This is a genomic window from Amycolatopsis sp. NPDC004772, assembly GCF_053601215.1.
In genome coordinates, this window is sequence record NZ_JBSGBK010000003.1 from 25,637 (window position 1) to 50,950 (window position 25,314).

Below are 25,314 nucleotides of genomic sequence, written 5' to 3' on the forward strand. Positions count from 1 at the left end.
CCTTTTCTAGTGGAAGCTCCCGTACTGGGAGATCGGGGGAACTGGCCAGGCGGGCGCCCCCGCGGTCACCGGAGTCCCGGCGGTCGTGGCAACTTGGCCGGCTGTGAGGGCGTGGCTATAGAGCCGGAGGTTGTCGATCGCCGCGCCGGTGGAGGACCACTCGGCGAGGTCGATCGAGTCGGCCGAAGTGGACAGCTGGGTGCCGGCGGTGAAGGTGGACGTGGTGGACAGGGTGCCGTCCCGGTACAGGGAGATCACGCCGGTCGAGCGGACGTAGGTGGCGCAGTAGTTGTGCCAGTTCGTCGCATCCGGCGACGTCGCGGTGGGCCGGGTGGCGAGGTTGTGCGAGCCGGTGTTGTCGCGGGCCTGCACAGCCATCGAGCCGGAGATGTTGAGGATGCCCCACATCCCGGAGCCGAAGGTGTTGTCGTTGAAGCGGACCCACCAGGTGGTGAGGTTCTGCTTCGCGTCGAACATGATCGTGCGGTCGTCGGTTTGCAGCGCCGCCAGCGCGGCGGCGGGCAGCACCGGCATCGTGGCGCCGGTCTTGCCGAGGGCGTTGCCGGTCTGCCCGCCGGAGACGATCGCGGAGTTACCGACCGAGGTGATCGTCCGGCCGTTGGCCACGTCGCTGTAGTCGCTGTTGAACGAGTACGCGACCTCCAGCGACACCAGAGCCTCCTACAGCGACTTCGCCAGCACCGGCCACGCGGCCTGAACCAGCGAGCGGATCGTGTCGTCGTCGATCGTCGGATCCACCGTCACATCCGTGCCCAGCGCCCACCCGAACTGCGCCCCGTACGTCGACGGCGCCGCGAGACACTTCTGCGCGAACAAGTACTCGTCCTTCCGGGACTGATCCCCCGCCGCGCGGATCGACTTCGCCAGCGACACCGCGTACTGCTGCATCGCCGCCGTCACCCGCGCCAGAAACCCCGCATCCACCGACAGCGCCGCCGCCGACGCCAGATCGCTCGATGCCACCGCCGTCATCGACGCCGCCACCGACGCCTGCGTCAACGCCGACGTGTACACCCGCAGATCGTCGTAACTCCCCGCGGCGGAGAAGTCCCCGAACAGCTTCGGCGCGTCCGACGACCGGATCGGACCGATCAGCGACTTCTGATCCGCCAGCACACCATCCACGTACAGCTTCGCCGAACCGCCGCCGTACACCCCAGCGACGTGATGCCACCCGGTCGTGTCCGGCCACGCCGCCGTCGCATCCGTGAAGTCGTCCGCGACGTTACGGGCCCGCAGCACCGGGGCACCGGACAGGAAGCGGATCCCCCACACACCGCCGCCCGCCCCCGACGCCGCGGTCGAGTCGTACCACTGCACCAGCCAGCCGTCCGGGATAGATCCCTTCACCCACAGGCACACCGTCCGGTCATCCGTCTGGCCCACGTCCGGCAGCACTGTCGCCGTGGTCGTCGCCGGCTGGATCCCGCCGTTCGTCTTCCCCGCGACCCGCGTCAAATTCGCGCCGAGCGGGAAGTCGTTTCCGTTCCCGGTCATGTCCAGCACGGTGTCGCCGGACTCGTCGAACGAACACGCCAGAACCTGCATGACGCCCCCTCCCCGTCGAGATCAGTCCTTCTTGAGCTTCGCGAGCTCCTCGCGCAGCCGCTCCAAACCCCACCGCTTGTCGACCTTCACGTCGGCCGCCTCGAGGTGCGCGCGGATCTGGTTCGCCTCGTCCGCCTCCACGGTCTGCTGCGGCGCCGCCGAGCGGCCCTGCGGCGGCTCGGTGCTGGGGTCGCCGGTGCCGTTCGCGTCCGGGAACTCCTCGACACCTCGCAGCCGCAGCTGCTCCTCGACCTCCGCGGCCCGCTCCGGCTTCCCGACGCGCAGGTACGCGCCGCGTTCCCGCAGCAGCGCGGCGACCATGCCTGCGTTCTGCTCTTCCTTGGTCAGGCCGCTCTTGCCCTCAGCCACTCGAACCACTCCTCATTGGTTGATCACGGCACGGGCGGCCGAGCCGGAGCCCGGCCACCCGTTCTGTCAGACGCCGGTGAAGGTCGGGGTGACCAGGCCGGTCCCGGAGATCTTGCGCGCCTGCGCGTACCGCTGGTGCGTGTACGCGAAGTAGCCGTAGATCACGAACAGGATCTGCACGGTCGCCGCCTTCGTCTCCTCGGCGCGGATGAAGAACGGCGCGTCCGGGTCCTCCCACAGGTGGCACTCGTCGCGGGACACGAGGTACACCTCGTCCTCGTTGGTGCCCGCGCCGTTGTTCGTGGCGATGTTCGCGTCCACGATCACCGGAGTGCCGTCCGGCAGCAGACCGCGGAACCCGTCGCCGTAGGCCTCGCCGTAGTTCAGGCCGCCGCTCTGCGTGTTCAGGCCCGGCTGCTGGATCAGCGGCCACTGGTTGGTCAGCGCCTGGTTCATCCACCGCCACCGACGCGGGTGCATCACCGCGAGGAACGACCCCGGCGACACCTGGTCCAGCAGCGCCGACTCCGTCCCGGAGAGACCTTCCTGGATCTTCGGCCAGAACTCGACCACCGTCGGCGACGCGTCCGTGTAGGACACCGCCGTCGCGACCGCCGACAGACCGGTCGACGCCTGCGTGATGACCGTCTTGTCCAGCTTCGTGCCGTAGGCGCGGAACAGGTCCTCCGCCGTCACGTCCAGCGCGCCGGAGGTCCGCTCCACCGCCTGCCGCGACATCGTCTGCTGCCCGGCGTTGGTCTGGATCGGGACCGTCAGCAGCGTGTCGTCGTAGTTCTGCTCGGTCGCCGCGTCACCCTGGTTGGCCTGGACGTCGGTGTCGGTGCCGGTCGTGCCGCGCCCGATGTAGGCGTTCATGCCCTCCGGCGGGAGGTCGTGGTGCCGCATCGCGTTTGCGAATGGCCGCCCGGCCTTGGCGTGCTTGGCGAACATGTCCGTCAGGTACTGCGGCACCGTCAGGCCGTCGAAGCTGCCCGTCGTCGTGGCGCGCTTCAGGTACTCGCCGCGCTCCACCCGCTCCTCCCGCAGGTGCGACATGAGCCGGTCGGACGCAGCGAAGTCGCGCATCACGAACGCCTTGCCGACGTCCCGCAGGAACGTCTCGCCCTTCGGGTCGTTCCCCGGGTGGTAGGTGCGCTCCTCCGAACCGACCCGGGCCGTCTGGTCGTAGGCCGGCTTGTCGACGCCCGGCGTGACCTCGCGGGCCAGCCGGTCCGCGGCGTCGTCGCGGGCCTGCTCCGCCTCGAGGTCCGCGACCCGCGCCTGCAGGGCATCGAGCTCGGTGTCGAGGTCGTCCTTCGCCTTCCGCAGCTCGGTGACGCGGGCCTCGTCCGGCTCGTCCTGCGCCCGCAGGGTGCTGAGTTCCTTGGCGTGGGTGTTGCGCTGCTCCAGCTTCGAGGCCATCTGGCTCCGCAGCTGGGCGATCAGCTGGGCGAGAGTCATCGCCGTCAGCCTTCCTCCCCAGTCAGGGGTGTCGAGTTGGATGGGCCACGACAGGCAGCAGCACCCAGACCAGGCCGAAGCGGCGCGGTGCGGGAACGGTCGTGCGCGAAGTGGGGTGGGTGCGTCAGCGGATGACGCGCTCGCGGACGTCCTCATCGGTGATGAGGACCCGCGAAGTCTTGGAGGGCTCGGCAGCCCGAACCTCAGGCTCGGCCCGGATCTCCGGGGCGGCCGGCTGGAACCGGGCGGTCAGCAGGTCGAACGCCGACCGGGCCTGCTCGTCGGTCAGCTCCCGGACGACGTCCATCGGGTCCTGGGTGCGCAGGGTCGCGCCGGCGGTGTGCGGGTTCGCGCCGTACCCGACGATCGCGACGTCACCGCGGTGGATGTCCACCTCGTTGATGTGGTACTCCATCCAGTCCGGCGACCACTGGCCCGACGTGATCCGGAACTTGAACGACATCTCGTCGATCAGTCCCGACCGGAGCTTCGGCGCGATGTAGCGGACGTCCGCGTCCTCAGGGTCCAGGTCGGCCTCGACCAGCAGCCCGTTGTCGTCCTCGGCCAGCGTCAGGGTGCCGTTGGTGGTGCGCGCGATCCGCCGCAGATCCTGGTGCTGCAGCACCAGCGGCACGTCCAGATCCGGGAACGACAGGGACTTCGCGAACGCCCCGTTCGTCACCAGCTCGCTGTACGGGCCGAACAGGTCGTACATCTCGTACGCCGCGTCCGTCACCGACGCGTAGCCGACGAACTTTAGCTTCCCGTCGCTCGAGTCCCGCAGCTCCATCTCCCGCACCCGCACCCGCGCCAGCGGCAGCGACCCGGTTTGTTCGGCGCATCGCCGCTGCGACGGCCGGTCCGCCGGCGCGCGCACTCCCAGCGCTCGGCGGGACGCCGCCTGACGAAGTTCGTCCATGGTCATGTTGCCGCTCCTGCGGGAATCGGGGTCTTCTGCGGGAAGAGCCGGTCGAACTCGGCGAGCTGCTCGTCGGTGTACGGCATCAGGTTGTCCAACGCGCGCGCCTCGGACGGCACACGCTGCCTCGACTCGATCTGGACCTTGAACATCTCCGCCCGGGCCTTCGGGTCCATCCGCATCAACGCGTCCGTGTTCAGCTTCACGAACCGCGGCTTCGGCAGCAGCTTCCCGAGCGAGTTCTCGCGCCGCACGATCGCCGGACCGATGTGCATGATCAGCAGCTGCAGGTTCCGTTGCGTGATCGACGCGTACGTGATCGACCCGGTCGACACCTCAGCGTCTATCAAGTCCGCCGGGCAGTCGAAGAACCGGGCGATGTCCGCGATCCCGTACTTCTTTGCGTCCAGCCACGAGTTCCCGGCCTGCTCCGCCTGGATCGGCTTTAGCTCCCAGTCCTTGCCGGTCACGAGCGTGTCCCCGGCCGACACCGACCCCTTGTAGCGTTCCTTCACCGACGACGCCTGCTCGGAATCGAGCGTCTTCGCGGTGTTCTTCAGGTGCACCGCCGGCACGCCCTTGCCGCCGAACCAATCCAGCGCGAACTCCTGGATCGACAGGTACTCGCCGATCGACCACGCCGCGTGCGCCACCGGCGACAACCCCACCGGCAGGCCCGACACCGTGTACTGCCGCTCGTGCCACACGTCCTTCGGGTCGTACAGCTTCCCCGCGAACTGGTACTTCCACAGCTCCCCGTTGCGGATCCGCACCGACGACTCCGACAACGGCATCAGGTCGATCCGCGACGGGAACCCCAGCCCGTCCCGCGCCGTGATCAGACCGAACGCGTTCCCGCCCCGATCCAGATCCACCTGCGTCGAGTACATCCACTCCAGCATGTCGACCCGCTCGCCGCCCGGGTTCACCAACACCGGCGGTTTCGGGACCTCCACCTGCATGTCGGCGACCCTGCGGAACACGTCCACCGGCATCGTCGAGATCAAGTTGCCGCGCAGCCGCAGACACGCCCACACCGCCGAATGCCGCATCGCCGTGTCCGTCGTGACCGAGACCTTCCCGCCGACGCGGAGCCCGCGCCGCTCGGCGATCATCTGCTCAGCGGTGGGGCCGAACGTGCTGCTGCGCCGGAACAACGACATGCCTCACCGCCTCACTGATTCGAGCCCTGAGGCTTCCGAGGGCGACCCAGCCACCACGCCGCCCCACCCAGCACCACAGCGGCGCCGGCGAACCCCAGCGCCGGATGCACCGGCCACAACCCGAACGCCGCGGCCAGAGCGAACAACACCAGCGCAAGCAGCTCGAGCAAGTCGACGATGAGCGTCCTCAATACACCGACTCCAAGACGTCGTAGTTGGCATCCCGCGCCAGGTGCGCCCGGGACTCGAACACCCACCGAGCGAACGTCAACGCCCCGATCGGAGACGTATCCGAGTCCAAGTCCTTCCGAACCCACAGCTCGGAGAAGTCCGTCACCTTCGTCTTCGCGCCCTGCACCGACGCATCCAGCTCACGCTGACCCAGGTGCCGGAACGTCTCCTGCTTCACCGCATCCAAAATCTGACTCGTCGCCGCGGCCATATCCGTCGAGTTCAGCACCACCAGATCGCCGTACTCAGGCTCATCAGAGAAGTTCGGCACCCGGATCCCGGTCGCGTCGAACGCCTCACCCTTGAGCGATGCAGCGACCTGCCGGCCGGCGCCGATTCCCACCGGGTTCAGCTGGTCACGCCACCGAACGAGCTCCGCGAGGACCCAATCGGTCCCCGGCTTGTACGCCACGATCATCCCGTGACCGAGGCCATCCTCACGCCGGCCCCACAGCGCGATCGCCGCGTAGTCCCGGGTCGGGGAGATGTCCACCGCGAGCGCGACGTCACCGACACGACGGGAATCGCCATCCAGGAGCCGCGCCCACTGCTCCGCGGAGATCGCCTTCCCCGCCTCGGACGGCGGCTGATGCCACCCCAGACGTTCCCGGCCGAACTCGATCGGCGGAAGCGCCAACCGCTCCGCCCGGACGTAGGAGATCGTGATGCGCTTCCCGAGCGTGTGGTTGGCCTTCTTCCACCGCTCTTCGTCATCCAGCGCGCACCCCGGCGTCCCGGGCATGTGGGAGCACTTCTTCTTCGCCTCACACGGCGGGTCTTCCCACGACCCCGGCGCACACCACTCCACCCAGATCAAGGACGGGTCCTTACCCGACCGCCCCCGGTCCTTCAACCGGTGAAGATGGTCGGAGGTGTCGAACGCCCCCGACGACCCGTAGTTGATCTGCGGGTCCGGTCTCGCCGACAAGGTCGGCATCAGCGCACCCATCGCCGACGCGGCGAGGAACAGCGCCTCGTCCATCACGACCCGCTTACCGCCCAAACCGCGGCCGCCGCCCTTCGACCGGGCGAGGAACTCGAGCTTCGCTCCGCTGTGGAGCTCGATCGACTCCTCACCGCGCCCGTGGTTGACCTGCTTCACACGCCGAGACAGATCCGGAGATGTCGCGATGCACGTCTCGAAGTCCTCGAACGCGTCCCTCGAGGTCTTGAACAGGTGCGCGGTCCACACGATCCGGTCCGGCGGCATCAGGAACAGGTCGAACAGCGTCACCGGCAGCAGGATTCCCGCGGTCTTACCGTTCTGGCGGGCCTCAAGGATCGCCGACTCCAGCGCCGTCCACCGACCACCAGCCCCGTAGGACAGCAGCGCGTCGACACCCAGCCGCTGCTCCTCATCCAGCACCCGGCCGGCGCGCTCCGCAAGATCGATCGCCTCATCCCCATACGACCCCACTCGAGACGGAATCGACAAGTACGCGGGGTCGATCACGCTGACGCCGCCTTCGCGCGCCGGCGAGCGTCGAGCTCGTCCACCGCGTCGCCCTGCTTCGCCGCGCCGCGGAGAGCGACCTCCATCGCCGCCCGGAGCTCCCTCGAGAGCGCCGCCGCACCCGACGCCGTGTGCCCATCCGACGTGAACAGCGTCGCCAGATGCAACACCAACGCCCCCTCCGGGGTGTCCAGACGTTCAGTGTCCTCAAGCTGCTTCCGGTACGACTCGACCAGCGCCGGAACCGGCGCCGTTGGCCGTTCGTCGCCCTGCTTCGGCATCTCGACGACCCGCGGGTTCTTCCGGTCTCGCGGAGGCCGGCACGTGGTGCAGTATTTCCTGGGCCGGGCTGAGCCTTGCTGAGGTGGGATGACCTCGCCGCACCCCGGGGTTTCGCAGACCTTTTTCACGTCGCGCCACCCCCTGGGTTTAGTACTGGTGCATCCCTCTCGGTGCGGTGTTTTTCGCGCTCTACCTGCAGGAATTCGCGACCTGTTGATCATGGGGTGATCTTGATGCTCGCATCGCCGCAGGTCAGGGGCTTAAATCGGCCTCCGATGTAGAAAAACACGGAGCCGTGGGCGCGGGTCACCGTAGCGGATCTTAAAAAGATCATCTTCGGCCATGATCGTTGACCTTGTGAAGATCAACCGCGGGGCTTGGTGTGGATCATGTGAGGAGGCTCCGGCCGTCCAGGTCGTGGAGCCATGGCCGGTACCGGTGGTACCACTCGCCGATGCGTTGGCCTGTGCCTGGCGGTCGGCCGTCTGCCCTCGCCCTGCGCCGGCACTCCCGCTCGCCTGGGTCCAGCACGTACACCGGGGCTTGCCAGGCCTGAGCGAGGGCCACGCGGGTGGAGATGCGGGGTGCGGTGCGGATGAGCCAGCAGGTGGCGTCGCTGTCGTCCTCGTAGGCGCGGGCGAGCTGAGCCTGCAGCTCTTGCTCTGCGCCTGTGCGGTAGGGCTCGGGGTGGAGCCACCTGACCGGGCTGCCCCTGCTGCGTGCCACGTCGTCGTAGTCGAGGACGAGGTCGCCTGGCTGGGCGAGGTGGTGGGCGAGGGTGGACTTGCCGGAGCAGGGTGGGCCGCACAGGACGGTGACGTGCATCAGGCGACGAGGGTGACGACCAGGACGACGGCGAAGAGGACGGCGCCGAGTACGGCGAGCACTCGGCTGGCGAGGGTGTGGCCGATGAGGAGGGCGAGGCCGAGGGCTGTGCCTGCTGCGGCGAGTAGCTGGATCTGGAGGGCGGGGGCCATCAGCTTGTCTCCATCTGTAGCCAGCTCTGGTCGGTGGGTGCGGGGCGTGGTGTGGCGCCGGTTACGCGTGCCCACACGTCGGGGTGTTGGGTGCGCAGGTGATCGACGGTGATGTCCTGGGTTGCGTCGCCTTGAGCCCAGCCGCCCTTCGGTGCGTGACCGATCGTCTGCTCGCAGGATGGGCAGACGACGGGGACACGTCGCTCTGCCCGGTGGGCGAACTCGACCTGATCGACCACGATCTTCCCGTCGGCGTCCCATAGCTCCCACATCGCGACGACGCCGTCACGGCTCGGGTGTGGGTCGTGGACCATCTCGCCGTCCGGGTTGCAGACGATGACGTGGCCGCCCTTACAGCCGCGCGGGGACTCGCCGATGCCGATCACCATCCCGCCGGTGGCGTCGCTCGCGTTGAGGAAGGCGATCGCCTTGGCTCGCCAGTCGCCCTCGGTGGTCGGGGCGTCCTCGTAGCTCCGTCCGGTGACGGTGGCGAGGCAGGCGCGCAAGCAGTCCGACGTGGTTCGCATGTCGACGAAGGCCACGGTCACACCTCGCTGGGGTCGAGTTCGACGTAGCCGCGGGGCTGCGTGGGGTTGAGGGGTTCGCATGGCCGGCCGTGGCTGCAGGCGCAGTTCTCGCGCGCGAGGCCGCGGAGCCGGTTGGAGCGGGCGGAGTTGCAGCCGATGTGGGCGAGCCGGCAGTTCGAGCGGGCGTGTGGGTCGCCGCCGTGCTGCAGCTGGACGAGGTGGTCGGCGGAGCGGGACAGCTTGGCGAGCGGGCCTTGGGCGGAGAGGCGTTGGTCGACGTAGCCGCCGCAGAGCCAGCAGTGGGTTTCGGTGTCGAAGACGGCTTGCTGGGCTTGTCGCCAGCGGTGGCCTACGCGTCCGGGTTGGCCGGGCTGGCGGGACATTAGCCGTCGTAGTCGGGCGGGTTGTCCGAGTCTGCCCTGCGAAACTCCCACGGGCGGGCAACGGACCGGGTGCGGCGCACTGTCCACACGGCCTGGCAGTCGTGGCACTGCCACTGGTCGCCGTCGACGACCTTGTCGCGAAGGCCAGCGTTCAGGTCGGGCCGGAAGCAGTAGTGCTCGCTGGGGCGCTGGCGCTTGATCCAGGCGCCGTGGTCGGCCGCCGCGCGGAAGTGGCAGCCGGCTGCGCCTTGCGCGGGTCCTGGCGTCATCGTGGGCATCTCGAACGGCGACGACGGCGCTTCGTGACCGGGTCGGCTCATGATCATCCTCTTGTCAACCTGGGTTGCGTCTCCGGCCGGTGAGAGTAGGAGACTTTCCGCAGGTCGCGGCGTCGCGTGCGGTTTCGAGTGGGGTTGAGAGTTGCCCGCCGCGCGCTGCCTGTGGTCGGGCCTGCGCCGTGGGCTCTGCCCGGCTCTGTCGGGCAGCTCTCAGGGCGTGTCGGGGACACCCTGGGTCAGGTGACGTCCTGCCGGGCCTGGGTCATGGCTTCCGCAGCTTCTGCGGCGAACGCGGTCACCAGCTCGGGCCTGCCCGGGAGCGGGAGGTTGCGGATGAGGTCGAGGGCGGGTGAGGCGGCTTGGACGGCGAAGTCGACGTCGTCGGGGAGTTCGTACTCGATGAGGATCGCGAAGTTGGCCATGACCCTCCTCTGAAGCTGGTGGGGGCGCCTGACCGATTTGAACGGACGGCGGCTTGGGCATTGGCTGTCCGGAGCCGCCCGCATCCTCTATCCGGTGTCAGCCTTTGGCCGCTCGTGCCAAGGCGCCCGCGTTGTGGTGCCCGGTCTGCGCTCGACAGTGTCCCCGCCGCTGAGGTGCTGGAGGCAGACCGGGCGTGTGACGGTGCCGCGTACCGTCACGACTTGGGGGTGAGGAAACGCCCGGCAGTTGGGCTACCGGGCGTAAGCCTCGGGATGCTCTCCCGAGGGAAGTTGGCGGACGTCTGTACCGGGCCGCTTGTACTTCGCGGCGTTGTCCCCTGCCTCGACAGCCAGGATCGGGGGCCACCTCGTCCTGTGCACGGGCGAGGGCCGGTTGGACGCCCATACTGTCGCAAGCGTGGGCACTGACCTGTTTCGACATGGGTGGTCAGTTTGATGAAGGTCATGTTCAGTTATCCGGGGCGTTACGTCAAGTCCGGGTGTGTCACGGCGTGTCGGCGCGTGACACACCCGGACTTGATCAGAACGGCCAGTGGGCGTTCCTGCCCGCTTCAAGCAGCGGAATCATGCGGAACGCGGCGTCGGTGAGCCCGCCGAAGGTGTGCCGGTTCCCGCGTCCGGACGTGGAGTGCCCGCGCTCGTAGCCCGCGAGGTTCCACGTGTACAGCGGCGTAGCGGACGGCACCGACCCGCCGACATCCCCATAGGCGGCCTGTTCGTCGGTGAGGATCACCACGCGGTCGTGGAAACCCGGACGGAGGTGCCGCTGGACCGCGCCGACCGTATCCGTGCCGGAGCCGATGAAGTAGCCACCCGACTTCCAGCGTTCGACCGCGCGCAGCAGCGACTCGCCAGCCTGAAGGTCGAACACCTTCGTCGCGGTGCCCGACCATCCGGCCGCGGAGAACGACACCACGTCCGCGCACTCGCAGCGACTGCCGAGCGCGATCCCGAACACTGCGGCCGCGTCCCACCGCATCAGGGTGCCGTCCTTGCTGAACCCCGAGTTCATCGACCCCGAGGTGTCGACCAGGATCAGCGTGCGCCCGCCGAGGCGGGGCACATTGTCCAGCGACAGAGTGATCGCCTGCTCCAGTGCCCACGACCACCGCAGCGACGGCGCCGCCCGGTAGGCGGACAGGAACCGCATCGGCAGCTGCCGAGACTTCGCGACCTGCTCCGGGTCGGCGAGACGCGCCGCGACCGTCGCCGCGATGACGTCGGAGACACCGGCCTCGTCGAAGTTCCTGAGGTTCCTCGCGAGAGCCATGTAGCCCATCGACGGGATGATGCACTCCCACGCCTGCGCGTCCATTGGGCCCTGGAGCCAGCCGGCCAGTGACTCCCACGTCATGCCCGCCGCGTTGAGCACGTCGGCGGTGCCGTCGAGGGCGAGACTGGCGCGGCGCTGCCCGACGGGCATGTCCATGAGCACGCGGCGCTGCAGGATGGTCTTCAGCGTGACCGGGATGGTTTCGGCGTGACCGTGGCGGACGTCGAGGGCGTAGCTGAAGAGGTCCGCCTGCCACCCGTCCGCCGTGGGGTGGGTGAGGTTGAGGACGTCGCCGAAGCGGTAGCCCTTCGAGTCGGAGTCGTGCTTGAGGAACGACCGCTCGTTGTAGAGGCGCTTCGCCGCGTCGGCGACGCCGCGCTTGACCGGCTTCGGGACGGTGCGGCCGTGGACCGATGTCCAGTAGGCCAGCATCTCCCCTGGCTCGTCGGCGCGCTGGAGCACGCTGTCGATGACCTGGCGGGACTGGCCGGGGAGTCCGGCGTCGAGACGTGCCTTGGCGAACTCGGCCGCACCGACGAGGCTGGCGGAGCGCATGTTGCCGTCGGTGCGGAGCCAGCGGAGGAACCGCGCGGTCCACTCGGGATCGGCCAGGGTGGCGGCGTGGACGAGGTCGGCGTAGCGGTTGTCTCGCTTGTCGGCCGACTCGTAGAAGGTGTTCTCGCCGACCATGTTGGACACGGCGAGGAGGAAGAGTTCGCTCTTGGTGTCGCGCGTGTAGCCGTCGCCACCTTCGAACGTGAGTCCGGATGGCGTGGATTCGGCGACGATCGGCGAAGATGTCGCCGGGCGCGTGCTGGTGGTGTTGAACTTCGACATGTCCTCGACCCTCGTTTCGCGGCATTCGAGGGGAGCGACAAGATCAGATGATGGCCCGAGATCAAGTTCGGCGACGGTGACGTTAGCGCTCTATCCAGCTGAGCTACCGGGCGGCCAGGCCGTCCAGGGAGGATTCGAACCTCCGACCTCTCTATCCACAGTAGAAGTAACCGTCTCCTGCGCACCGGGCACATCTGAAGTTGTGGCTCCCGAGATCAGTGTCGCCTGACGGTGTTCTCAGCAGAAGGAAGTAACCGTTGGGCTTCGCACCGGGAGTGCCCTCATCACGCTAACAGATCAACTCTCGAACGCCACCCTGGGTTTCAGCGTCGCGTGTCGTCGGGCCCCAGCGAGCGCCGTACCCCGCGGACGAACAGCCCCATGCCCACAAACAGCGCGACCCCAAATCCTGAGCCGATGACCCCGGTGAGGCCGGTCGGGTTGCCTGCGTCCATCTCGGACCATGCCCAGGCCATGAGCGCCCCGAAGACGGCAACGAGGAGGCCAGCGGCGGCCTCGGCGATGCGGCAGTCGCGCTTCATGCTTGTGATCAAGTTGCTCACGGTCGCCAGCCCTCGCGGTAGCCCGGCCGGTCCGCGTACGGCAGGGCCAGCAGCTTGAGCTGTTCCACGGCCAGGGTGACGGCGAGCGCGTCCCGGTCGTCCTTCAGCGCGCCCGGCTCGCCGTAGCGGGATAGGTCGCGGTCGCCGATCACTTCGACGCACCAGTCGACCTGCCGCCGCTTGGCCTCGACCTCGCGGAGCACATCCTCCTTCGAGTCGACAAGGCCAAGCGCCAGCAGCCGTCGCTCGGTCTGGCCGTAGGCGAACACGTCGAGCCGATCGCCGAGCAGATCCGCAACAGCGACGTGCACCTCCGGCCGCGCCTTGATCTTCGTCTCTCGCTCGTCGATCTGGGCGCGCAGCCAGGTGGGCAGGTCATCCATCAGGTCACCTCGATCGACTATTTCTGCCCTCGCCTGGATCTTGAGATCGCGGATCGTGAAGTCGTCGCGGTCACCCACGGTCGGCCTCCGAGTCCTCGAAGGGGTTCCGGACGAGCTGGAGTTCGATGGACTCCGGGATGTCCTGGTCGGCCGACCGGGGGCCGCGGTCGAAGTAGACGCGGTGGATGTCGACCTTCGTCTCGATAGCGAGCGGTGAGCCGTTGCTGCGGTCTCGGCCACCAAGTGATTCGCGGACCTCTACGCGTTCGACGTCGTAGAGGACGCCGTGGAAGTTGACCAGTTTCCCGGCGCGCAGGCCGGTGAGGTCGGGTGCCGAGTACGGGGTGAACTCGGCGATCGGCTCGGTAAGATCGTTCATCGTCGACTCCTCAGGTCGGCCATGCCCCCGGGCCGTTCGCGCGGTCGCGGGGGTCTCGTCCATCGTCTCACTTCACGCTGGTTCCGTACTCGCGGATGTACTCGGTCGCGACCCAGCACGTCACACCCTCACAGTCGATCTCGTGCCCGACCTGCCCGTAGCCGACCTCACGATGCCCGATCACGGTGTGGACCTTGCCGTGGATCGTGAACCGGTAGCCGGCGGGGTAGAGGCCGCTCGGGGCTGCGGTGGGGGTGGGTGTGGTGCGGCAGTCGGGGCAGTCGACGAGAGCCCAGTCCCGCGCGAGCCGCGTCGCGCCCGGCGCTCCGCAGGCGGCGGCGGTGCGCTGCACGGTCGTCGTGTGGTGGGTGAGGCCGTCGCGGGCGGCGGGGGCCATCTGCGCGGCGGTGAGCGCTCCGTGGAGCTGCGGGTTGAAGGCGGCGCGGTCGGGCATCAGTCTGCGTGGTTCTCCGGCTCCAGGCCGGGCCACCAGGCTTGCAGCGGCCCGGTGTGCTGCGAGAGCAGGTCGACGGTCTCGTAGACGTTCGGGTCGGAGGGGTGGGTGTAGCCGCCGCGGTGTTCGTCCCAGGTCCAGACGCGACCGTTCGGCTCGGCGTACTCCTGGCGTTCAGTCATGTCATCCCCGTCGGTAGGTCAGCAGAGTTCGATGCTTCGGTTCGCGATCGCGGCCTGGCCGCGCTCCAAGTGCACGACCGCCAGCGGCGTGAACCCGACCGGCACAGCTGGCGGGACCGGAGCCCACGACGGCACGCCGCGGAGCGCCTCGATCGTGCCGTTCGGCCGGATGCCGACCAGCACCTTTGACCGGGTGGTCCCAGTCCGGCGGTCCCACCTCGACGGGCTGGGTGAGCACCACGACGGCCATCGACGGTGAGCCGGAGCAGGGGTCGGTGTCCGGCCCGGTCGTCTCCTCCGCGGGTGGCCCGTACAGGCGCGCGAGCGTGGGGTGGTGGAATTCCAGCAATTGGGCGTAGACGGTCGACATGGACTCGCCGAAGCGGCGCAGCGACCTGCCGATCCCCTCGAAGGCAGCCTCGAGCCCGCTCGTGTCGATCGTCAGGTTCCACGTGATCGTCCCCGTCGTCCGGAACCCGCCCGGCACGGGAAGGCCCTTGCGGACACGGCGGCGGTTGCGGCGGGCTCGTTCGGCGGCGAGACGGTGCGCGCGGGCGTGCTCCGCGCGCGTCGGGTACGCCTTCAGCTTCCCTGGGCGCCCGGGGCGCGCGACCGAACCCCACGGCTTGAATGCCGGCATGACCGGGAGCCCCGCTCCGTGGGCTGGATCCGCGGCGCGTGCCTGCTCGATGGCCCTCGCCAACCAGCCGCTGCGCATCTCCGTTGCCATCACGCTGCCCTCTTCCTCGCGACCCAGCCCACAGCCAGGTCCCGCACATCCCCGAACCGGAACAGCTCCTGCCCCTCCACCACCCGCGACACGTGCAGCTTCCGGTTCGACCGCCACTGCCGCCACGTCCCATCCGGGATCTCCCGGTCCATCAACACCCGGATCCACACCAGGGCCTTCGCCTTGGACACGTCCAGCACCGCGGCCGCGTCGAGCATCCGCTGCCGACGGGCCCGCACCTCATGCTGCGCCCCACACTCCCCACACGCGACCACGTCGTCCGTCGGCCGCGCGTACAGCATCCCGGGGCACTGCCCGTCCTCAGTGTCGGCGGGGCAGCGACCGGCGAACACCAACTCCGGTGGCCGGTCGATCGTCGCCCGCGCCAACCTGACCGCCGAACGGATCTCGTCGACCAGCCGGCCAGCCTCCGCCGACCCCGCGAGCTTGTCCGTGTTCGCGGCGAGCCACCGCACCGGGTTCAGCGGGAACTGCATCCCCAACGCCAGCGACAGATCCGACGCGACCGAGCCGAGCGACTGCGCGAGCACCCACATCGCCTCACCCGCCGACGGTTTGAACGGCAGGGCGGGTTCGGAGGAGCCGCGACCGTCGCCGCCGATCTCGTCCTGCCGCGTGAGGGTGACGGTCAGGTCGTCCCACAGGTCGGTGGCGGCGGCGAGGTCGTCGGCGAGCTGGCGGACGCACTTGTTGCAGATCCACTGGTGCTCGGGGCGGTGACGGTCCTCGTGGCCGGGTGTGGTGCAGGTGCTCATCGTCATCACCTTCTTCGGGAGCGCGGCGGCCCAGCGCTCATGCAGACAGTGTGCGGCACAGCCCTCAGATCCGAAGCAGACACTCGGTCGCGTAGCCCACCACGAACCCCATCTGGATCGCCAACTCCGACGCCTCCAGGTAGCCGTCGGCTGCGACCTGGACGCGGACGTAGTGGTCGACCAGCACGCCGCCCTGCAGCTGCTCGTGCGTCGTCACGCCGACGTCGAACTCCCAGACGCTCATGGCCGGCCGCCGCCCCGGACCTCGGCGCGCACCCGGTCGAACCTGGCCCGCTCGTCAGCGATCGCGCGGGAGACCGGGCCGGGGACCTCCTCGACGACGTAGTCCTCCCGCGGCCGGTGTAGGTTCTTCTCGAGGTACCAGTCGCGTTCGGACTCGGTGGTGGCCCAGTACGGGTCCGGATTGGTGACCATGCGAGCGCGGATCTCGTCGCGGATCGCGATCTTCCACACGGTCGGTTCGGCTTGACCAGAGTGGTCCGGAGGAAGGTCGTTCAAGATCGACACCTTTCGAGGTGGGACAGCTAGTCCTCGGTCAACGGCGGGGTGCTCATGCGTCCACGCCCGGTGGGTGAGGAACGAGAACGGGACGGCCTTCAGCGTCCGGGATCCAGTCGACGCCCTCGACGCCGAGCGTGGGACGTCGGATGCCCAACCTGCGAGCGCTCATGGCGCGGGCACCGAGCCGGACCGCAGACGTCTCCTCGGCAAGTGCGGCGCGGACAGCCGCGGCGACCATCGTCGGCAAAGCCTCCGAGTACAGGTGCTCGATGCTGCGGCCATGCCACTGCGGATCCGCACGGACCTTGTCGAATTCGGCGCGGGCGGCCTGCTCCACCGGGTCGTCCATCACGACCCCGCCGCGGGGAGCTTCTGCGCACGGATGACCGTGACGCAGCCTGGGCAGAGGATGCCGCCCGGCCCGGCGGGTTTCTTGCCGCACTTCGAGCACAGCGGGCGGCCGGTCGTCGTCTCTTGGGTCACAAGCCCTCCTTCGGAACAGCGGCATTCGAAGGCTGGCGCGCCCAGTAGTCGGCCACCTGACGCAGGTCCTGCAGCGTGCTCATCAGGGTCGCCATGGGAGGCATGTACGGCGGCGGGGTGCTGATGCTGCCCGTGGAGTCCAGCTCGTCGCCGCGGTAGTACTCGACGTCCCAGTGCCGTTTGTCGCGCTGCACCGCCCGGGCCGAGTGCCCGTATGGGTCGTCCGGGTCTTGCAGCGTCAGCTTCCAACGTTCGTCGCTCACGGGCACCAGCTTTCGTTGTAGTCGGGGTGTCCGGCGAACGGCAGGGCGAGCACCTTGAGCGTCGGACACGGCCACGACTGCGTACGCCGGAACTGGCGCGGCGGTTCGCAACTCGCGCACACGGCGAGCCGTTCCTTGGTCAGGTGCGCGTCCGTGACGAGCGGGTGAGTGTGTTCGAGCAGCACACGCTCGTGCAGCTGCAGCAGCCGCCGCTTGGCAGCGACATCAGCCAGCACGCGGGCCGGGGCGTGGCGAACGATGTGCAGCGCGTCGGTCTCGACGTTCGCGGTGGCGAGCTGGTCTTCCTCTCCACTGAAGCCCGTCCCGCTTGGCCAGACGCCGAACTTGAAGTCCTGCGTCTCCAGCGCGGCCCACATGCCCTCGGTGGCAGCCAGCGCCACTCGCTCGTCAGCGTCGAGTCTGGCGTTGAGGAACGCCGCCAGGTCATCCACGGTCGGTCTCCTCGGGTGCGGGTGGGCGGGTGGGCAGTTTGGCGCCGGGCTCTCGGTTGAACCAGCGGATGAACCCGACGACGACGCTGGCGCGGTTGCGTTTGCCGGCCGTGGTCTCGAACTTCTCCCAGTCCTCGTCCGGGATGCGGATCTGCTTCGGGGTGGTGTGCGTTTCGGGCGGCGTCACGGGTCCTCCTCTGTAGCTACAAGAAAGGTAGCACACCCCTTGCGTGTAGCTACACGCACTGCTAGCCTTGTAGCTACAAGGAAGCGAGCGACACGGAGGACAGGATGACCGACACCACCACCCAGATCCCCACCCGGGCCATCGACGACATGCGCGACGTCCTCGACCGCGACTTAAGGCACACGTGCCCGCCCGACTGGCCAGCGACCGGCGGGCGCAACCCCAACCCACCATCTCCCGCCCACCCGGAGAGCCCGCTATGACCAACCGCGCCGAACACTACGCCGAACTCCGCCGCCAGTACCCCAACCTCTCCGACGCCTGGTGGGACCTCATGCAGGACCGCGACACCATCCGCGACGAACGAGACAACCTCCGCGCCGCACTCGCCTACCTGATCGGCACCCACACCGCGCTCGGCACCGACGTGCCCGTCGACGCTCTGCGCGAACTGCTGTATTCACCGGCTCCTGAGCCGCCGTCCGAGCTGAAGAGCTTGGCCGCGACGGTGTTTCCGTCGGTGTCCAAGCCGGAGGGGCACGGTACCGGGTGCTCGTGCTGCGGTGCCGGGGTGCAGCAGTGGCGCTGATTCGGTAGCTGAGCCGAAACACCGCGGTCGCGCGGTGTCCCCGGGATCGAGACCGGGCTGACGATGGCTCCCTCGTTAGAGATCATCCGGCGTTCGCTGATAATCCTTTGTGGACGAACCATGCCCGAAGAAGACGAACCCACGCCCGAGGAATGGGCCGCCATCGAGGCCGCCGACGTCTACCTCGACGCGATCGGCAACCGCCGCGACTTCGTAGGCGACCAGCTCGGCGCGACCGAGTGGCGCAAGGACGTCGACGCCGAACCGTTCGACTGGGGCCAGACCCCTTCAGCGCACATTGCTCGCGGCGAACTGCCGCCGGCGCCACCATCAGGAGGAACCTTGTCCATCGCAGAACACGCCGCCCGGCTCTACGTCATCGGCAACGACGAGGCACCCGCCACCGGCGCGGCCACGGCGAGCGAGAACCTCACCGGCATCCCGGTCCCTGACCTGAGCCAGACCGTCGTCGGCCCGCTCCAGGAAGGTCAGTCGTCGCTGGAGTCCCACGTATCGAGCGCACTCGCCTGCGTCGGGGACGGTTCGGACCACCAGGAGATCGGCGGCGCGGGCGAGGCGGCGAAGCAGGCCTACGCTACGGCGCTCGCGGCCGCTTCCGCGGCCGCGGCGAAGGCGACGGAAATGCAGGCCGCGCTGAAGGGTGCGCAGGAGGCGTCCACTTCGGCGGAGGGGGCGACCCGCGCGTTCTTGGCCGTTGTCAAGCAGATCGCGCAGAAGCACGGGGGATGATCAGGAACGAGGGCCCCGGCAACACGCCGGGGCCCTCATCGTCAGGACGCCGCCGCGGTGGGCTCCAGAATGTCCAGCAGATCCCCCACCCGATACCGCGGATCCTGCGACCCCGGCGCGTACCCGTGCGCCACCAACCGGCCCCGCTTCGCGTAACCCCGGATCATGCTCGCGGTCACCGGCTTGTCGTCCGGCCGCTCCAGGTAGTTCGGCAGCGCCCGCGACAACTCCGTCGCCGTCAGCAACTCGTCGCGCATCCGGTGCAGCATCCACCGGCGCCGCTCCACCGCGTCCCACTCGGCGCCGCACTCCGGACACGCCACCCACGGCCGACCCTTCGCCCCGTACAGGTCCCGCTGGCACTCGACCAGGACCGTGTCACCGTCGTCACCGACCGGTGCCTCGATCGGGGCGGAGCAGATCCCCAGGAACGCCCGCTCCCCCGGCCCGTACACCGTCGACTTGGCGTGCCGCACCGCCGAGCGGATGTCGTCGAACAGGGCAGCACCGTCGCTGTAGGACTGAACCCACGACGGATGCCGCAGCAGCCACCGCGACAACGGCAGCGGATGCAGCGGGATGTTCAGCGGGTCGAGGTGGGTTTCCCACTTCGTCGGGCAACCAGGCGCGCACGCCGGTGCGCCTTCGCCGGTGCGATCCTCGACCCCGCACGCAGTGCAGCGGTGCCACCGGACGCCGTGCTCCTCCCACAGGTTCAGCACCCACCGCGCCAACCGGTCCCGCAATTCCGCCGCGACCGCGGACGCGCCGAGGTGCAGCGGCATACTGCCGCCACCGTTCCCGGTCACGAACCCGACACCACCCGACGACAGCTTCGCCTGCCGGGTGATCGTGATGTCGAGTTCCGGCAGCAACCACTCGACCTCGCGGAGGTCGTCGAACAGCTTCCGCGCGCAGCCGGCGCACATCGTGGTCTCCGTCGGCCCGCCACAGCCGGCCACACACTCGACGGTCATGCAGCACGCTCCTCTTCGATCGACGTGGTAGCGGCCAGAAGCGGCCGGAGGATCGCCGCAGCGAGCAGCGGCGGCACCGCGTCACCCACCTGCTGATACCGGCTTCCCTCCCGGCCGGCGAACGGGTAGCCCGCGGGGAAGCTCTGCAGTGCCGCCGCTTCGGCGACGGTCGGTCGGCGGCCGCCGAGCCGGGCCCGGCACTTGGCGTTGCCGAAGACCTCGGCGCCGCCGGTCCGCGTCCCACCGCCGGTGACCGTCCACGCCGGGCGGTCCGTGAGTCCCCACCCGATCGCCTCGTGCATCGACACCCACCACGGCAGCCCGCTCGGCAGCGCTCCGTAACGCTGATGCGTCGGCGCAGGCAGGGACGCCGGGACGCCGTCGCGGCGCGCGACCAGAACCGCGCGGCGCCGGGTCTGCGGGACACCGAACTCCTCGGCGCTGAGCACGCCGGTGGCGATGGAGTACCCGAGCTGCGCGAGGTGACCGCCGATGTGCTGCCACAGCGGCAGCGCGCCAGGCACCTGCTCGCACGCGATCCACAACGGGCGGAGCGCGACCGCCCACCGCATAGGCTCCGCCGTCAGGTGCGACCGCGGGTCGTGCCATTCGACATCCGCCGGCTTCTCCCCGGCAGCGAACGCGTCAATGCGTGCCTCGACGGCAGCGCGGTCGAGCTTGCCGCCGCCGCTGCCGCTGATCGAGTACGGCGGACAGGGAGGCGACATGATCTCGCCCGTGACCAGGCCGGCGAAAACCGACGGGTCGAACCCGGCGACGTCCGCGCGGATGCGGACGTGCCCGGCGGCGACCGCGGTTGCGCAGGCATCGGCGTCCCAGTCGATTCCCGCCGCCGCGCCTCTGTACCCCGCCAAACGGAGCCCCACGTCCCAACCGCCCGGTCCGGCGAAAGGCTGAATAATCAACGATCCTCCGGAGGTCGGGTGCCGGTGAGCAGCGCGACGAGGTCGGCGAGGGTCATGGTGATCCACTGCTGTGCGGGGTCGCTGACGCCGTGGCGCTTGTGCGCGATCAAGCCGGCGAGGGCGTCGTCGTTGCCGCGTTCGGTTTCGGCTTCGGCGGCCCATCCGGCGAGGTTGATGCGAGCGGTGTCCTTGCACTCGATGACGATGCGGCCGCCGCCGGGTGCGCGGAGTCCGGAGATGTCGCCGCGGTCCTTGCCGCCGGTTCGGGCGCGGCGCTCGATGCGGTCATCGACGTTGGCGGCGAGGTAGCGGGCGACCGCGGTTTCGAAGCGGGTGCCGGCGGCCTTGGCTGAGGCGCGGGAGCGGGTCACGGGGTGTCGCCCGGGAAGAACACCCAAGGCGCGGGCGCGGGCACGAGCCGGACGGCGTCGGCGCACGGGCGCGTGTCGCCGCCGCGGTACAGGTGATGCGTCGGGCACCACCAGAAGTTCGGCATGCGGCTGTCCTCGGTCACGGCTGGACCTCCGTCCACGGGCCGACCTCACGGCGGACCAGCTGCGTGTTCGGGTAGCACGCGTCTTCCGCGTCCTCGCGGCGGTCACCGAACTCCTGGATCACGCCGGTGCCCATCCAGCGGCGGCCCCACTCTGTCTCGCTGCCCGGCGTCGCCGCGATCACTTCAGCCGGAGTGGCTACCAGGCGGAGCCAGTGGTCCGGCACGGCGTCGAGCATGCCCTGGCTCACCCACGCGCCGTAGCCGTGCTCGTGGCCCAGCTCGATCAGCGAGCCGTCCTCGGCCTCGATCGCCAGACCGCTCCAGTCCGGGGCGAGCCAGATGCCGCGGTCTTCCCCGCGCGCGGTCATCGGCGGAACCAGCCGATCGCACGGCCGAACAGGTACGCGACCCAGACCGGGCGCTCGTCAGGCTCGGTGTCCGCCGTGACGAGGAGCTGGCCGACGCGGTCCTGCTCGCCGCGGTTCGGCCGGGCGTCGGCGTACGGGCGGGCCGGGACGGTGGCCGGCTCCTCGTCGTCGTTGAGGCAGGTGGACGCGCCGACGGTGCCCGGCTTCGGCCAGCCGGCGGCCGAGCGGTGGCGCGGGGGCGGCTGGTAGGGCTCGGTCGGCAGGAGCTCGCCGTCAATGTGCGCGGACCAGCGGCCCAGGCCGTGGCCGAGGGTCGGCGTGCGCCCGGCGGGCGGTGAGGTGGTGGGCTGCTCGGTCACGATGCCTCCAGGGCGGTGGTGATGGCGCGGACGGTCGGGCACGGCCACGGCTCGGTCGAGTCGTCGTCGGGCCCGGCGCAGGTCAGGCACCACGGCTCGGGGGCGGTGTGCTCGTGCATGTCGAGCTCAGGGCGGTCCGGCCACGGCTTGTCGCGGTACTCGCGTGTGGGTGCGCCGAGCCCGCAGTAGGCGCAGCGGCCGGGGCCGAACTTCTCCGGCATGATGGCGGCGTTCAGCGTGGACGGCGGGTGGAGGTCGAGGACGGCGCGCAGGGCGGCGAATGGAGCGGGAACGAGTGCGTCGGCGGAGTATTCGCCGCCGCCGACGTAGACGGTGCTTCCGGCGAGTTGGTCGACGAGTTCTCGGGCGTCGGTCATGCCGGGATCTCCAGGGTGAGCGGGCCAGCGTTGGCCGGGCGGATGGCGGTGGTGTCGCGGATGGTGATCAGGCAGCCGGTGGGCTCGCCGAGCTCGGCGATGCGCTTGGTGGCGTTCACGGCGGCCGGGGTGGCGCGGGTCTTCGGCGTGCCGACGGGGCGCTTCACGACGAAGGCGAGCTCGACGGCGACGGGGCCGTCGAAGCGGGCGCGCGGCTGGCCGTGGCCGTCGAGGAGCGCGTCCCGGATGTCGGCGCGCCACGGCTTGACGGCCTTTGACGACTCGGTCTGCGCGACCTTGCCTGTGAACTCGCGGGCGTCGCCCTTGCCGCGGTAGATCGGCCGGGCCCGCTTGGAGCCTTGCGGGGCGGGCTGGCCGGGCACGAAGAGGGTCAGCTCGGTCATCGTGGGCTCCAGGGGTCGAGGGTCTTGAGCAGGAATCCGGCGATCAGGATGGCGAGGACGTCGAAGCCGCGGAGGGCGACGACTGCGGCGAGGGTGACGGCGAGCAGGACCAGGTCGACGGTCGCCGGGCGGGTGTCGCGCTGGGTGGTGGCGGGTTCAGGCACTGGGCGCCTCGCGGTGGGCCTGCTCGGCGTCGAGGACCAGGCGGTGCCCGGCGTAGGCGATGACGTTCGCGGCGGCCTGCGCGGTCAGGTCTGGCACGGTGGCGGTGATGACGCTGATGCTGGCCGCCGCGATGACGAGGGCGCGCCCAGCGGTGTCGGCCTGCTCGCGGGTGAAGTGCCGGGCCATGTGCGTGGCGAGCTTGTCGGCGATCAGGACGGTCTGGCGAGTGAGGGGGTCGTTGCGGCGTCGGCTGCGGGCGAGCTGGCGGAGTGCGGCGTCGACGTCATACAGCGGCGGTTCGGTGTCGTCAGTCACGTCCGACCCCCTCGATCCCGATCGGGTTCCGGCCTCCGGCGGTCGCGTTGGCTTCCGTGCGGGCCTGGATCTGGAAGTCGACCGGGACCGGCAGGCTGGCGGCGCGGGCGATGAAGTCGGACAGGGCGACGTTCAGCAGGCGCCAGAGTCCTTGCGGGGTGGGGCGTTCGGGTGTGCCGTAGCGGCCCTCGGTGCCGAACCAGCGTTCGATTTCGGTGTCGTCGGCGATGAGCCGTAGGTCGACGTCTCGGTAGTTCGGGCGCTGGAGGACGGAGCCGACGAGGTAGACGGGGCGGTCGAACGCGGCTGCGACGGGGCGGCAGGCCCAGTCGAGGCGGGCGAAGTCGGGCGGGCTGAGGTAGCTCGCGCGGGTCCGGTCAGCCACGGTCCACCTCCCCGGTGGGCTCGGCGACGGCCAGGCACGGCGCGCCTTGAGGGCGCTGTCCGCACGGCAGGCACGCGGGCCCGTCCAGCGAGTAGCCGTCGTAGTCGCAGCGGGACGGCGTGCAGGTGCATTCGGGCTCGACGTCGCGGCACTGGCACCGGTGAGGCCCAGCCTCGTCACCACCGCAGTCCTGGCAGGCGTCGAGGCAGCCGGGAGCGTGGGTGCCGTCGGCGAACGGACCGATACAGCACCGCGGCCTCGGCTCCACCGACGCGGGCTTGAGCGTGGCGGTGCCGACGAGGAACCGCTGTGCGGTCTCGGGGTCGTCGGCATGCACCTTCAGCCAGGACAGACCATCCGCCCCGGACGAGTGGAAGTAGCCCGTGACGACCGGCTGGCCGACGTTCTGCGTCTCGACGCCGGTCACCCGCTCGCCGACGGACGGCGTCCACGGCTCGCCGGGCTGGTCGCCCTGCAGCACGGCCAGGAGGGCACGCGTTTCGTCCGGGTCGAGGAACGGGCCGGACTCCAGTGCCTTCGCGATCAGCGCGAGCGCCGCGTCAATACGCGCCTGCAGGGCACGCTGCCGAGCAACACACCGGCCGTGGGCCCACGCATTCCGTCGTTCCGTCACGACTGCTCCTTCGGTTCGGCGGGCTCCCCCTGCAGCGCGGCGCGGAACCGGCGGAGCCGCGCCGTGTCGTCGTTGCTCCAGCCGTGCCAGGTCGCGACCTCACCCATGGCGGCCGGGCCGCCGCAGATGTAGTCGTGCTGGTGCTGCTCCTCGCATCCCCAGCCGACCAGCAGCCCGTACAGCCAGGCGTCGCCGCGGTCGCGTCCCCAGTCCCGCGAGTCGGTAGCCATCATCCCGGCGGCGCGGCCGAGCGTCTCGACGATCGCGTCGATGCGGGCCTGCAGCTGTTTCAGCTCGGCTGCGGCCTTCTCGGCGACGTGCGGGATCGAGTAGTGCAGTCCGGGCCGGTGGTAGCGGTGACCGAGTGCCGTGTCGACCTTCTCGGCGCAGTCCTCGTTCTGGGCCCGGTCGAGGTCGATGGCCTGTTGCTGGGCCGCGACGCGGGCCTGCAGCGCGTCCCGCTGGTCGGTGCGCTCGCGCAGCGCGGCCTCCAGCTGGGCGATGCGGTCGGCCGTGCAGCTGGCCGCGTTGTAGTGGTCGAGGAACAGGTTGCGGGCGTGCTCCCGCTGCCAGACGGCTTCGGCGTGCAGCCACACCGCCAGGTCGAGCGCGTCGACCGGCTCCGGGCCGTGCGCGCAGTCCCCGCCGACCGCGCACGCGCAGTCCTCGGCGCGCAGCAGCACGACCGGGCGGCGCGTTTCGGGGTCGTCGAGGACCAGGCGCACCGCGTCGGTGGGCAGCGGGGGGTTGCTGTCCGCGCCGGTGCCGAGGTGGTGGCGCAGGCTTTCGTGGGTCGTGTGGACGATCCACACGAGGTGCTCGTCGGCGTTGTTCTCGTGGCGGGTGAGGAACCCGCCGTGGGACGGTGACCACCACAGGTCGGGGATCTGGTTATTCATCGATTCCCTCCTCGGACCGCTCGGCTTCGCAGGCGCGGCAACCAAGGCAGCCGTGCGCGTAGCTGGGGCACGTCGAGTCGCACGGTCCGTGACGGTGCTCGACCTGCGCGGGTCGTGGGGTGCGGCGCACG

General features: G+C 69.8%; 45 protein-coding genes. 2 read left to right on the forward strand and 43 right to left on the reverse strand.

Annotated features, from left to right (window positions below; genetic code table 11):
- Positions 1–6 precede the first annotated feature (6 nt).
- The 30 genes from ACWEF6_RS02615 to ACWEF6_RS02760 all read right to left on the reverse strand — a co-directional run bounded on the left by ACWEF6_RS02615 (position 7) and on the right by ACWEF6_RS02760 (position 17,539).
- Entirely contained in the window at positions 7–672 is a 666-nt protein-coding gene (locus ACWEF6_RS02615; RefSeq protein WP_449681290.1) for a LamG-like jellyroll fold domain-containing protein, read from the reverse strand.
- Positions 673–681: 9 nt separating this feature from the next.
- Entirely contained in the window at positions 682–1,569 is an 888-nt protein-coding gene (locus tag ACWEF6_RS02620; protein WP_449681291.1) for a LamG domain-containing protein, read from the reverse strand.
- Positions 1,570–1,590: 21 nt separating this feature from the next.
- On the reverse strand, positions 1,591–1,938 hold the full coding sequence (locus tag ACWEF6_RS02625; protein ID WP_449681292.1) for a hypothetical protein: 348 nt from the start codon (positions 1,936–1,938) through the stop codon (positions 1,591–1,593).
- Between the two features lie 66 nt (positions 1,939–2,004).
- Positions 2,005–3,399, reverse strand: a complete 1,395-nt coding sequence (locus tag ACWEF6_RS02630; protein WP_449681293.1) for a hypothetical protein — start codon at positions 3,397–3,399, stop codon at positions 2,005–2,007.
- A 124-nt stretch (positions 3,400–3,523) separates the two neighbouring features.
- A complete protein-coding gene (locus ACWEF6_RS02635; protein WP_449681294.1) occupies positions 3,524–4,324 on the reverse strand; it encodes an HK97 family phage prohead protease in 801 nt (266 codons plus the stop codon).
- Positions 4,321–5,481, reverse strand: a complete 1,161-nt coding sequence (locus ACWEF6_RS02640) for a phage portal protein (RefSeq protein ID WP_449681295.1) — start codon at positions 5,479–5,481, stop codon at positions 4,321–4,323. Before ACWEF6_RS02640 ends, ACWEF6_RS02635 begins: the two co-directional genes overlap by 4 nt.
- 11 nt (positions 5,482–5,492) lie before the next feature.
- The gene (locus ACWEF6_RS02645) at positions 5,493–5,672 is read right to left on the reverse strand and encodes a hypothetical protein (RefSeq protein WP_449681296.1); all 180 of its coding nucleotides are present in this window, start codon (positions 5,670–5,672) and stop codon (positions 5,493–5,495) included.
- The gene (locus ACWEF6_RS02650; protein WP_449681297.1) at positions 5,669–7,165 is read right to left on the reverse strand and encodes a hypothetical protein; all 1,497 of its coding nucleotides are present in this window, start codon (positions 7,163–7,165) and stop codon (positions 5,669–5,671) included. The genes ACWEF6_RS02645 and ACWEF6_RS02650 overlap by 4 nt, the downstream gene beginning before the upstream one ends.
- Positions 7,162–7,446, reverse strand: a complete 285-nt coding sequence (locus tag ACWEF6_RS02655) for a hypothetical protein (RefSeq protein WP_449681298.1) — start codon at positions 7,444–7,446, stop codon at positions 7,162–7,164. The genes ACWEF6_RS02650 and ACWEF6_RS02655 overlap by 4 nt, the downstream gene beginning before the upstream one ends.
- A 388-nt stretch (positions 7,447–7,834) precedes the next feature.
- Positions 7,835–8,272, reverse strand: a complete 438-nt coding sequence (locus ACWEF6_RS02660) for an AAA family ATPase (protein WP_449681299.1) — start codon at positions 8,270–8,272, stop codon at positions 7,835–7,837.
- Positions 8,272–8,424, reverse strand: a complete 153-nt coding sequence (locus ACWEF6_RS02665) for a hypothetical protein (RefSeq protein ID WP_449681300.1) — start codon at positions 8,422–8,424, stop codon at positions 8,272–8,274. The genes ACWEF6_RS02660 and ACWEF6_RS02665 overlap by 1 nt, the downstream gene beginning before the upstream one ends.
- Positions 8,424–8,966: a hypothetical protein gene (locus tag ACWEF6_RS02670; RefSeq protein ID WP_449681301.1), complete on the reverse strand. Its 543-nt coding sequence runs from the start codon at positions 8,964–8,966 to the stop codon at positions 8,424–8,426. The genes ACWEF6_RS02665 and ACWEF6_RS02670 overlap by 1 nt, the downstream gene beginning before the upstream one ends.
- Before the next feature lie 2 nt (positions 8,967–8,968).
- A complete protein-coding gene (locus ACWEF6_RS02675) occupies positions 8,969–9,334 on the reverse strand; it encodes a hypothetical protein (protein ID WP_449681302.1) in 366 nt (121 codons plus the stop codon).
- The gene (locus tag ACWEF6_RS02680) at positions 9,334–9,654 is read right to left on the reverse strand and encodes a hypothetical protein (protein WP_449681303.1); all 321 of its coding nucleotides are present in this window, start codon (positions 9,652–9,654) and stop codon (positions 9,334–9,336) included. The genes ACWEF6_RS02675 and ACWEF6_RS02680 overlap by 1 nt, the downstream gene beginning before the upstream one ends.
- Before the next feature lie 194 nt (positions 9,655–9,848).
- On the reverse strand, positions 9,849–10,034 hold the full coding sequence (locus ACWEF6_RS02685; RefSeq protein ID WP_449681304.1) for a hypothetical protein: 186 nt from the start codon (positions 10,032–10,034) through the stop codon (positions 9,849–9,851).
- Positions 10,035–10,575: 541 nt separating this feature from the next.
- Positions 10,576–12,165, reverse strand: a complete 1,590-nt coding sequence (locus ACWEF6_RS02690; RefSeq protein ID WP_449681305.1) for a TROVE domain-containing protein — start codon at positions 12,163–12,165, stop codon at positions 10,576–10,578.
- A gap of 323 nt (positions 12,166–12,488) precedes the next feature.
- The gene (locus ACWEF6_RS02695; protein ID WP_449681306.1) at positions 12,489–12,728 is read right to left on the reverse strand and encodes a hypothetical protein; all 240 of its coding nucleotides are present in this window, start codon (positions 12,726–12,728) and stop codon (positions 12,489–12,491) included.
- Entirely contained in the window at positions 12,725–13,189 is a 465-nt protein-coding gene (locus ACWEF6_RS02700; protein WP_449681307.1) for a DUF6221 family protein, read from the reverse strand. The genes ACWEF6_RS02695 and ACWEF6_RS02700 overlap by 4 nt, the downstream gene beginning before the upstream one ends.
- Entirely contained in the window at positions 13,182–13,490 is a 309-nt protein-coding gene (locus tag ACWEF6_RS02705; protein WP_449681308.1) for a hypothetical protein, read from the reverse strand. The genes ACWEF6_RS02700 and ACWEF6_RS02705 overlap by 8 nt, the downstream gene beginning before the upstream one ends.
- 67 nt (positions 13,491–13,557) lie before the next feature.
- Positions 13,558–13,944 (reverse strand): hypothetical protein, encoded by a 387-nt coding sequence (locus ACWEF6_RS02710; protein WP_449681309.1) that lies wholly within the window; start codon positions 13,942–13,944, stop codon positions 13,558–13,560.
- Entirely contained in the window at positions 13,944–14,126 is a 183-nt protein-coding gene (locus tag ACWEF6_RS02715; protein WP_449681310.1) for a hypothetical protein, read from the reverse strand. The genes ACWEF6_RS02710 and ACWEF6_RS02715 overlap by 1 nt, the downstream gene beginning before the upstream one ends.
- A gap of 1 nt (position 14,127) precedes the next feature.
- The gene (locus ACWEF6_RS02720) at positions 14,128–14,766 is read right to left on the reverse strand and encodes a hypothetical protein (RefSeq protein ID WP_449681311.1); all 639 of its coding nucleotides are present in this window, start codon (positions 14,764–14,766) and stop codon (positions 14,128–14,130) included.
- Between the two features lie 89 nt (positions 14,767–14,855).
- On the reverse strand, positions 14,856–15,632 hold the full coding sequence (locus ACWEF6_RS02725) for a hypothetical protein (protein WP_449681312.1): 777 nt from the start codon (positions 15,630–15,632) through the stop codon (positions 14,856–14,858).
- Between the two features lie 64 nt (positions 15,633–15,696).
- Positions 15,697–15,876, reverse strand: coding sequence for a hypothetical protein (locus tag ACWEF6_RS02730; RefSeq protein WP_449681313.1), 180 nt, complete (start codon positions 15,874–15,876; stop codon positions 15,697–15,699).
- Positions 15,873–16,151, reverse strand: coding sequence for a hypothetical protein (locus ACWEF6_RS02735; RefSeq protein WP_449681314.1), 279 nt, complete (start codon positions 16,149–16,151; stop codon positions 15,873–15,875). The genes ACWEF6_RS02730 and ACWEF6_RS02735 overlap by 4 nt, the downstream gene beginning before the upstream one ends.
- Positions 16,152–16,203: 52 nt before the next feature.
- On the reverse strand, positions 16,204–16,503 hold the full coding sequence (locus ACWEF6_RS02740) for a hypothetical protein (protein WP_449681315.1): 300 nt from the start codon (positions 16,501–16,503) through the stop codon (positions 16,204–16,206).
- Positions 16,503–16,637 carry a hypothetical protein gene (locus tag ACWEF6_RS02745; protein ID WP_449681316.1) on the reverse strand — a complete coding sequence of 45 codons (135 nt, stop codon included), beginning with the start codon at positions 16,635–16,637 and terminating at the stop codon, positions 16,503–16,505. The genes ACWEF6_RS02740 and ACWEF6_RS02745 overlap by 1 nt, the downstream gene beginning before the upstream one ends.
- A complete protein-coding gene (locus ACWEF6_RS02750) occupies positions 16,634–16,900 on the reverse strand; it encodes a hypothetical protein (RefSeq protein WP_449681317.1) in 267 nt (88 codons plus the stop codon). The genes ACWEF6_RS02745 and ACWEF6_RS02750 overlap by 4 nt, the downstream gene beginning before the upstream one ends.
- Positions 16,897–17,352, reverse strand: coding sequence for a DUF6221 family protein (locus tag ACWEF6_RS02755; RefSeq protein ID WP_449681318.1), 456 nt, complete (start codon positions 17,350–17,352; stop codon positions 16,897–16,899). Before ACWEF6_RS02755 ends, ACWEF6_RS02750 begins: the two co-directional genes overlap by 4 nt.
- On the reverse strand, positions 17,345–17,539 hold the full coding sequence (locus tag ACWEF6_RS02760) for a hypothetical protein (RefSeq protein WP_449681319.1): 195 nt from the start codon (positions 17,537–17,539) through the stop codon (positions 17,345–17,347). The genes ACWEF6_RS02755 and ACWEF6_RS02760 overlap by 8 nt, the downstream gene beginning before the upstream one ends.
- 259 nt (positions 17,540–17,798) lie before the next feature.
- Between ACWEF6_RS02760 and ACWEF6_RS02765 the strand changes: the two genes are divergently transcribed.
- Both ACWEF6_RS02765 and ACWEF6_RS02770 read left to right on the forward strand, forming a co-directional pair.
- Complete coding sequence (locus tag ACWEF6_RS02765; protein WP_449681320.1) at positions 17,799–18,128, forward strand: hypothetical protein; 330 nt, start codon at positions 17,799–17,801, stop codon at positions 18,126–18,128.
- 120 nt (positions 18,129–18,248) lie between these two features.
- Positions 18,249–18,878: a hypothetical protein gene (locus ACWEF6_RS02770; RefSeq protein ID WP_449681321.1), complete on the forward strand. Its 630-nt coding sequence runs from the start codon at positions 18,249–18,251 to the stop codon at positions 18,876–18,878.
- Positions 18,879–18,919: 41 nt separating this feature from the next.
- Here ACWEF6_RS02770 and ACWEF6_RS02775 read toward each other — a convergent pair whose 3' ends face one another.
- Genes ACWEF6_RS02775 through ACWEF6_RS02835 form a run of 13 tightly spaced genes read right to left on the reverse strand, consistent with a single transcriptional unit; the run spans position 18,920 to position 25,183 of the window.
- Positions 18,920–19,855, reverse strand: a complete 936-nt coding sequence (locus ACWEF6_RS02775) for a hypothetical protein (protein WP_449681322.1) — start codon at positions 19,853–19,855, stop codon at positions 18,920–18,922.
- Complete coding sequence (locus ACWEF6_RS02780; RefSeq protein ID WP_449681323.1) at positions 19,852–20,847, reverse strand: DNA cytosine methyltransferase; 996 nt, start codon at positions 20,845–20,847, stop codon at positions 19,852–19,854. The genes ACWEF6_RS02775 and ACWEF6_RS02780 overlap by 4 nt, the downstream gene beginning before the upstream one ends.
- Positions 20,778–21,152 carry a hypothetical protein gene (locus tag ACWEF6_RS02785; protein WP_449681324.1) on the reverse strand — a complete coding sequence of 125 codons (375 nt, stop codon included), beginning with the start codon at positions 21,150–21,152 and terminating at the stop codon, positions 20,778–20,780. The genes ACWEF6_RS02780 and ACWEF6_RS02785 overlap by 70 nt, the downstream gene beginning before the upstream one ends.
- Positions 21,149–21,295 (reverse strand): hypothetical protein, encoded by a 147-nt coding sequence (locus tag ACWEF6_RS02790; RefSeq protein ID WP_449681325.1) that lies wholly within the window; start codon positions 21,293–21,295, stop codon positions 21,149–21,151. The genes ACWEF6_RS02785 and ACWEF6_RS02790 overlap by 4 nt, the downstream gene beginning before the upstream one ends.
- Entirely contained in the window at positions 21,292–21,645 is a 354-nt protein-coding gene (locus ACWEF6_RS02795; RefSeq protein ID WP_449681326.1) for a hypothetical protein, read from the reverse strand. The genes ACWEF6_RS02790 and ACWEF6_RS02795 overlap by 4 nt, the downstream gene beginning before the upstream one ends.
- Positions 21,642–22,004, reverse strand: a complete 363-nt coding sequence (locus ACWEF6_RS02800) for a hypothetical protein (protein ID WP_449681327.1) — start codon at positions 22,002–22,004, stop codon at positions 21,642–21,644. Before ACWEF6_RS02800 ends, ACWEF6_RS02795 begins: the two co-directional genes overlap by 4 nt.
- A complete protein-coding gene (locus ACWEF6_RS02805) occupies positions 22,001–22,381 on the reverse strand; it encodes a hypothetical protein (protein ID WP_449681328.1) in 381 nt (126 codons plus the stop codon). Before ACWEF6_RS02805 ends, ACWEF6_RS02800 begins: the two co-directional genes overlap by 4 nt.
- The gene (locus ACWEF6_RS02810) at positions 22,378–22,785 is read right to left on the reverse strand and encodes a hypothetical protein (RefSeq protein WP_449681329.1); all 408 of its coding nucleotides are present in this window, start codon (positions 22,783–22,785) and stop codon (positions 22,378–22,380) included. The genes ACWEF6_RS02805 and ACWEF6_RS02810 overlap by 4 nt, the downstream gene beginning before the upstream one ends.
- Positions 22,782–22,949, reverse strand: coding sequence for a hypothetical protein (locus tag ACWEF6_RS02815; protein ID WP_449681330.1), 168 nt, complete (start codon positions 22,947–22,949; stop codon positions 22,782–22,784). Before ACWEF6_RS02815 ends, ACWEF6_RS02810 begins: the two co-directional genes overlap by 4 nt.
- Positions 22,942–23,265, reverse strand: coding sequence for a hypothetical protein (locus ACWEF6_RS02820; protein ID WP_449681331.1), 324 nt, complete (start codon positions 23,263–23,265; stop codon positions 22,942–22,944). The genes ACWEF6_RS02815 and ACWEF6_RS02820 overlap by 8 nt, the downstream gene beginning before the upstream one ends.
- Positions 23,258–23,650 (reverse strand): hypothetical protein, encoded by a 393-nt coding sequence (locus tag ACWEF6_RS02825; protein ID WP_449681332.1) that lies wholly within the window; start codon positions 23,648–23,650, stop codon positions 23,258–23,260. The genes ACWEF6_RS02820 and ACWEF6_RS02825 overlap by 8 nt, the downstream gene beginning before the upstream one ends.
- Positions 23,643–24,284 carry a hypothetical protein gene (locus ACWEF6_RS02830; protein ID WP_449681333.1) on the reverse strand — a complete coding sequence of 214 codons (642 nt, stop codon included), beginning with the start codon at positions 24,282–24,284 and terminating at the stop codon, positions 23,643–23,645. Before ACWEF6_RS02830 ends, ACWEF6_RS02825 begins: the two co-directional genes overlap by 8 nt.
- Positions 24,281–25,183 carry a hypothetical protein gene (locus ACWEF6_RS02835; protein WP_449681334.1) on the reverse strand — a complete coding sequence of 301 codons (903 nt, stop codon included), beginning with the start codon at positions 25,181–25,183 and terminating at the stop codon, positions 24,281–24,283. The genes ACWEF6_RS02830 and ACWEF6_RS02835 overlap by 4 nt, the downstream gene beginning before the upstream one ends.
- Positions 25,184–25,314 lie beyond the last annotated feature (131 nt).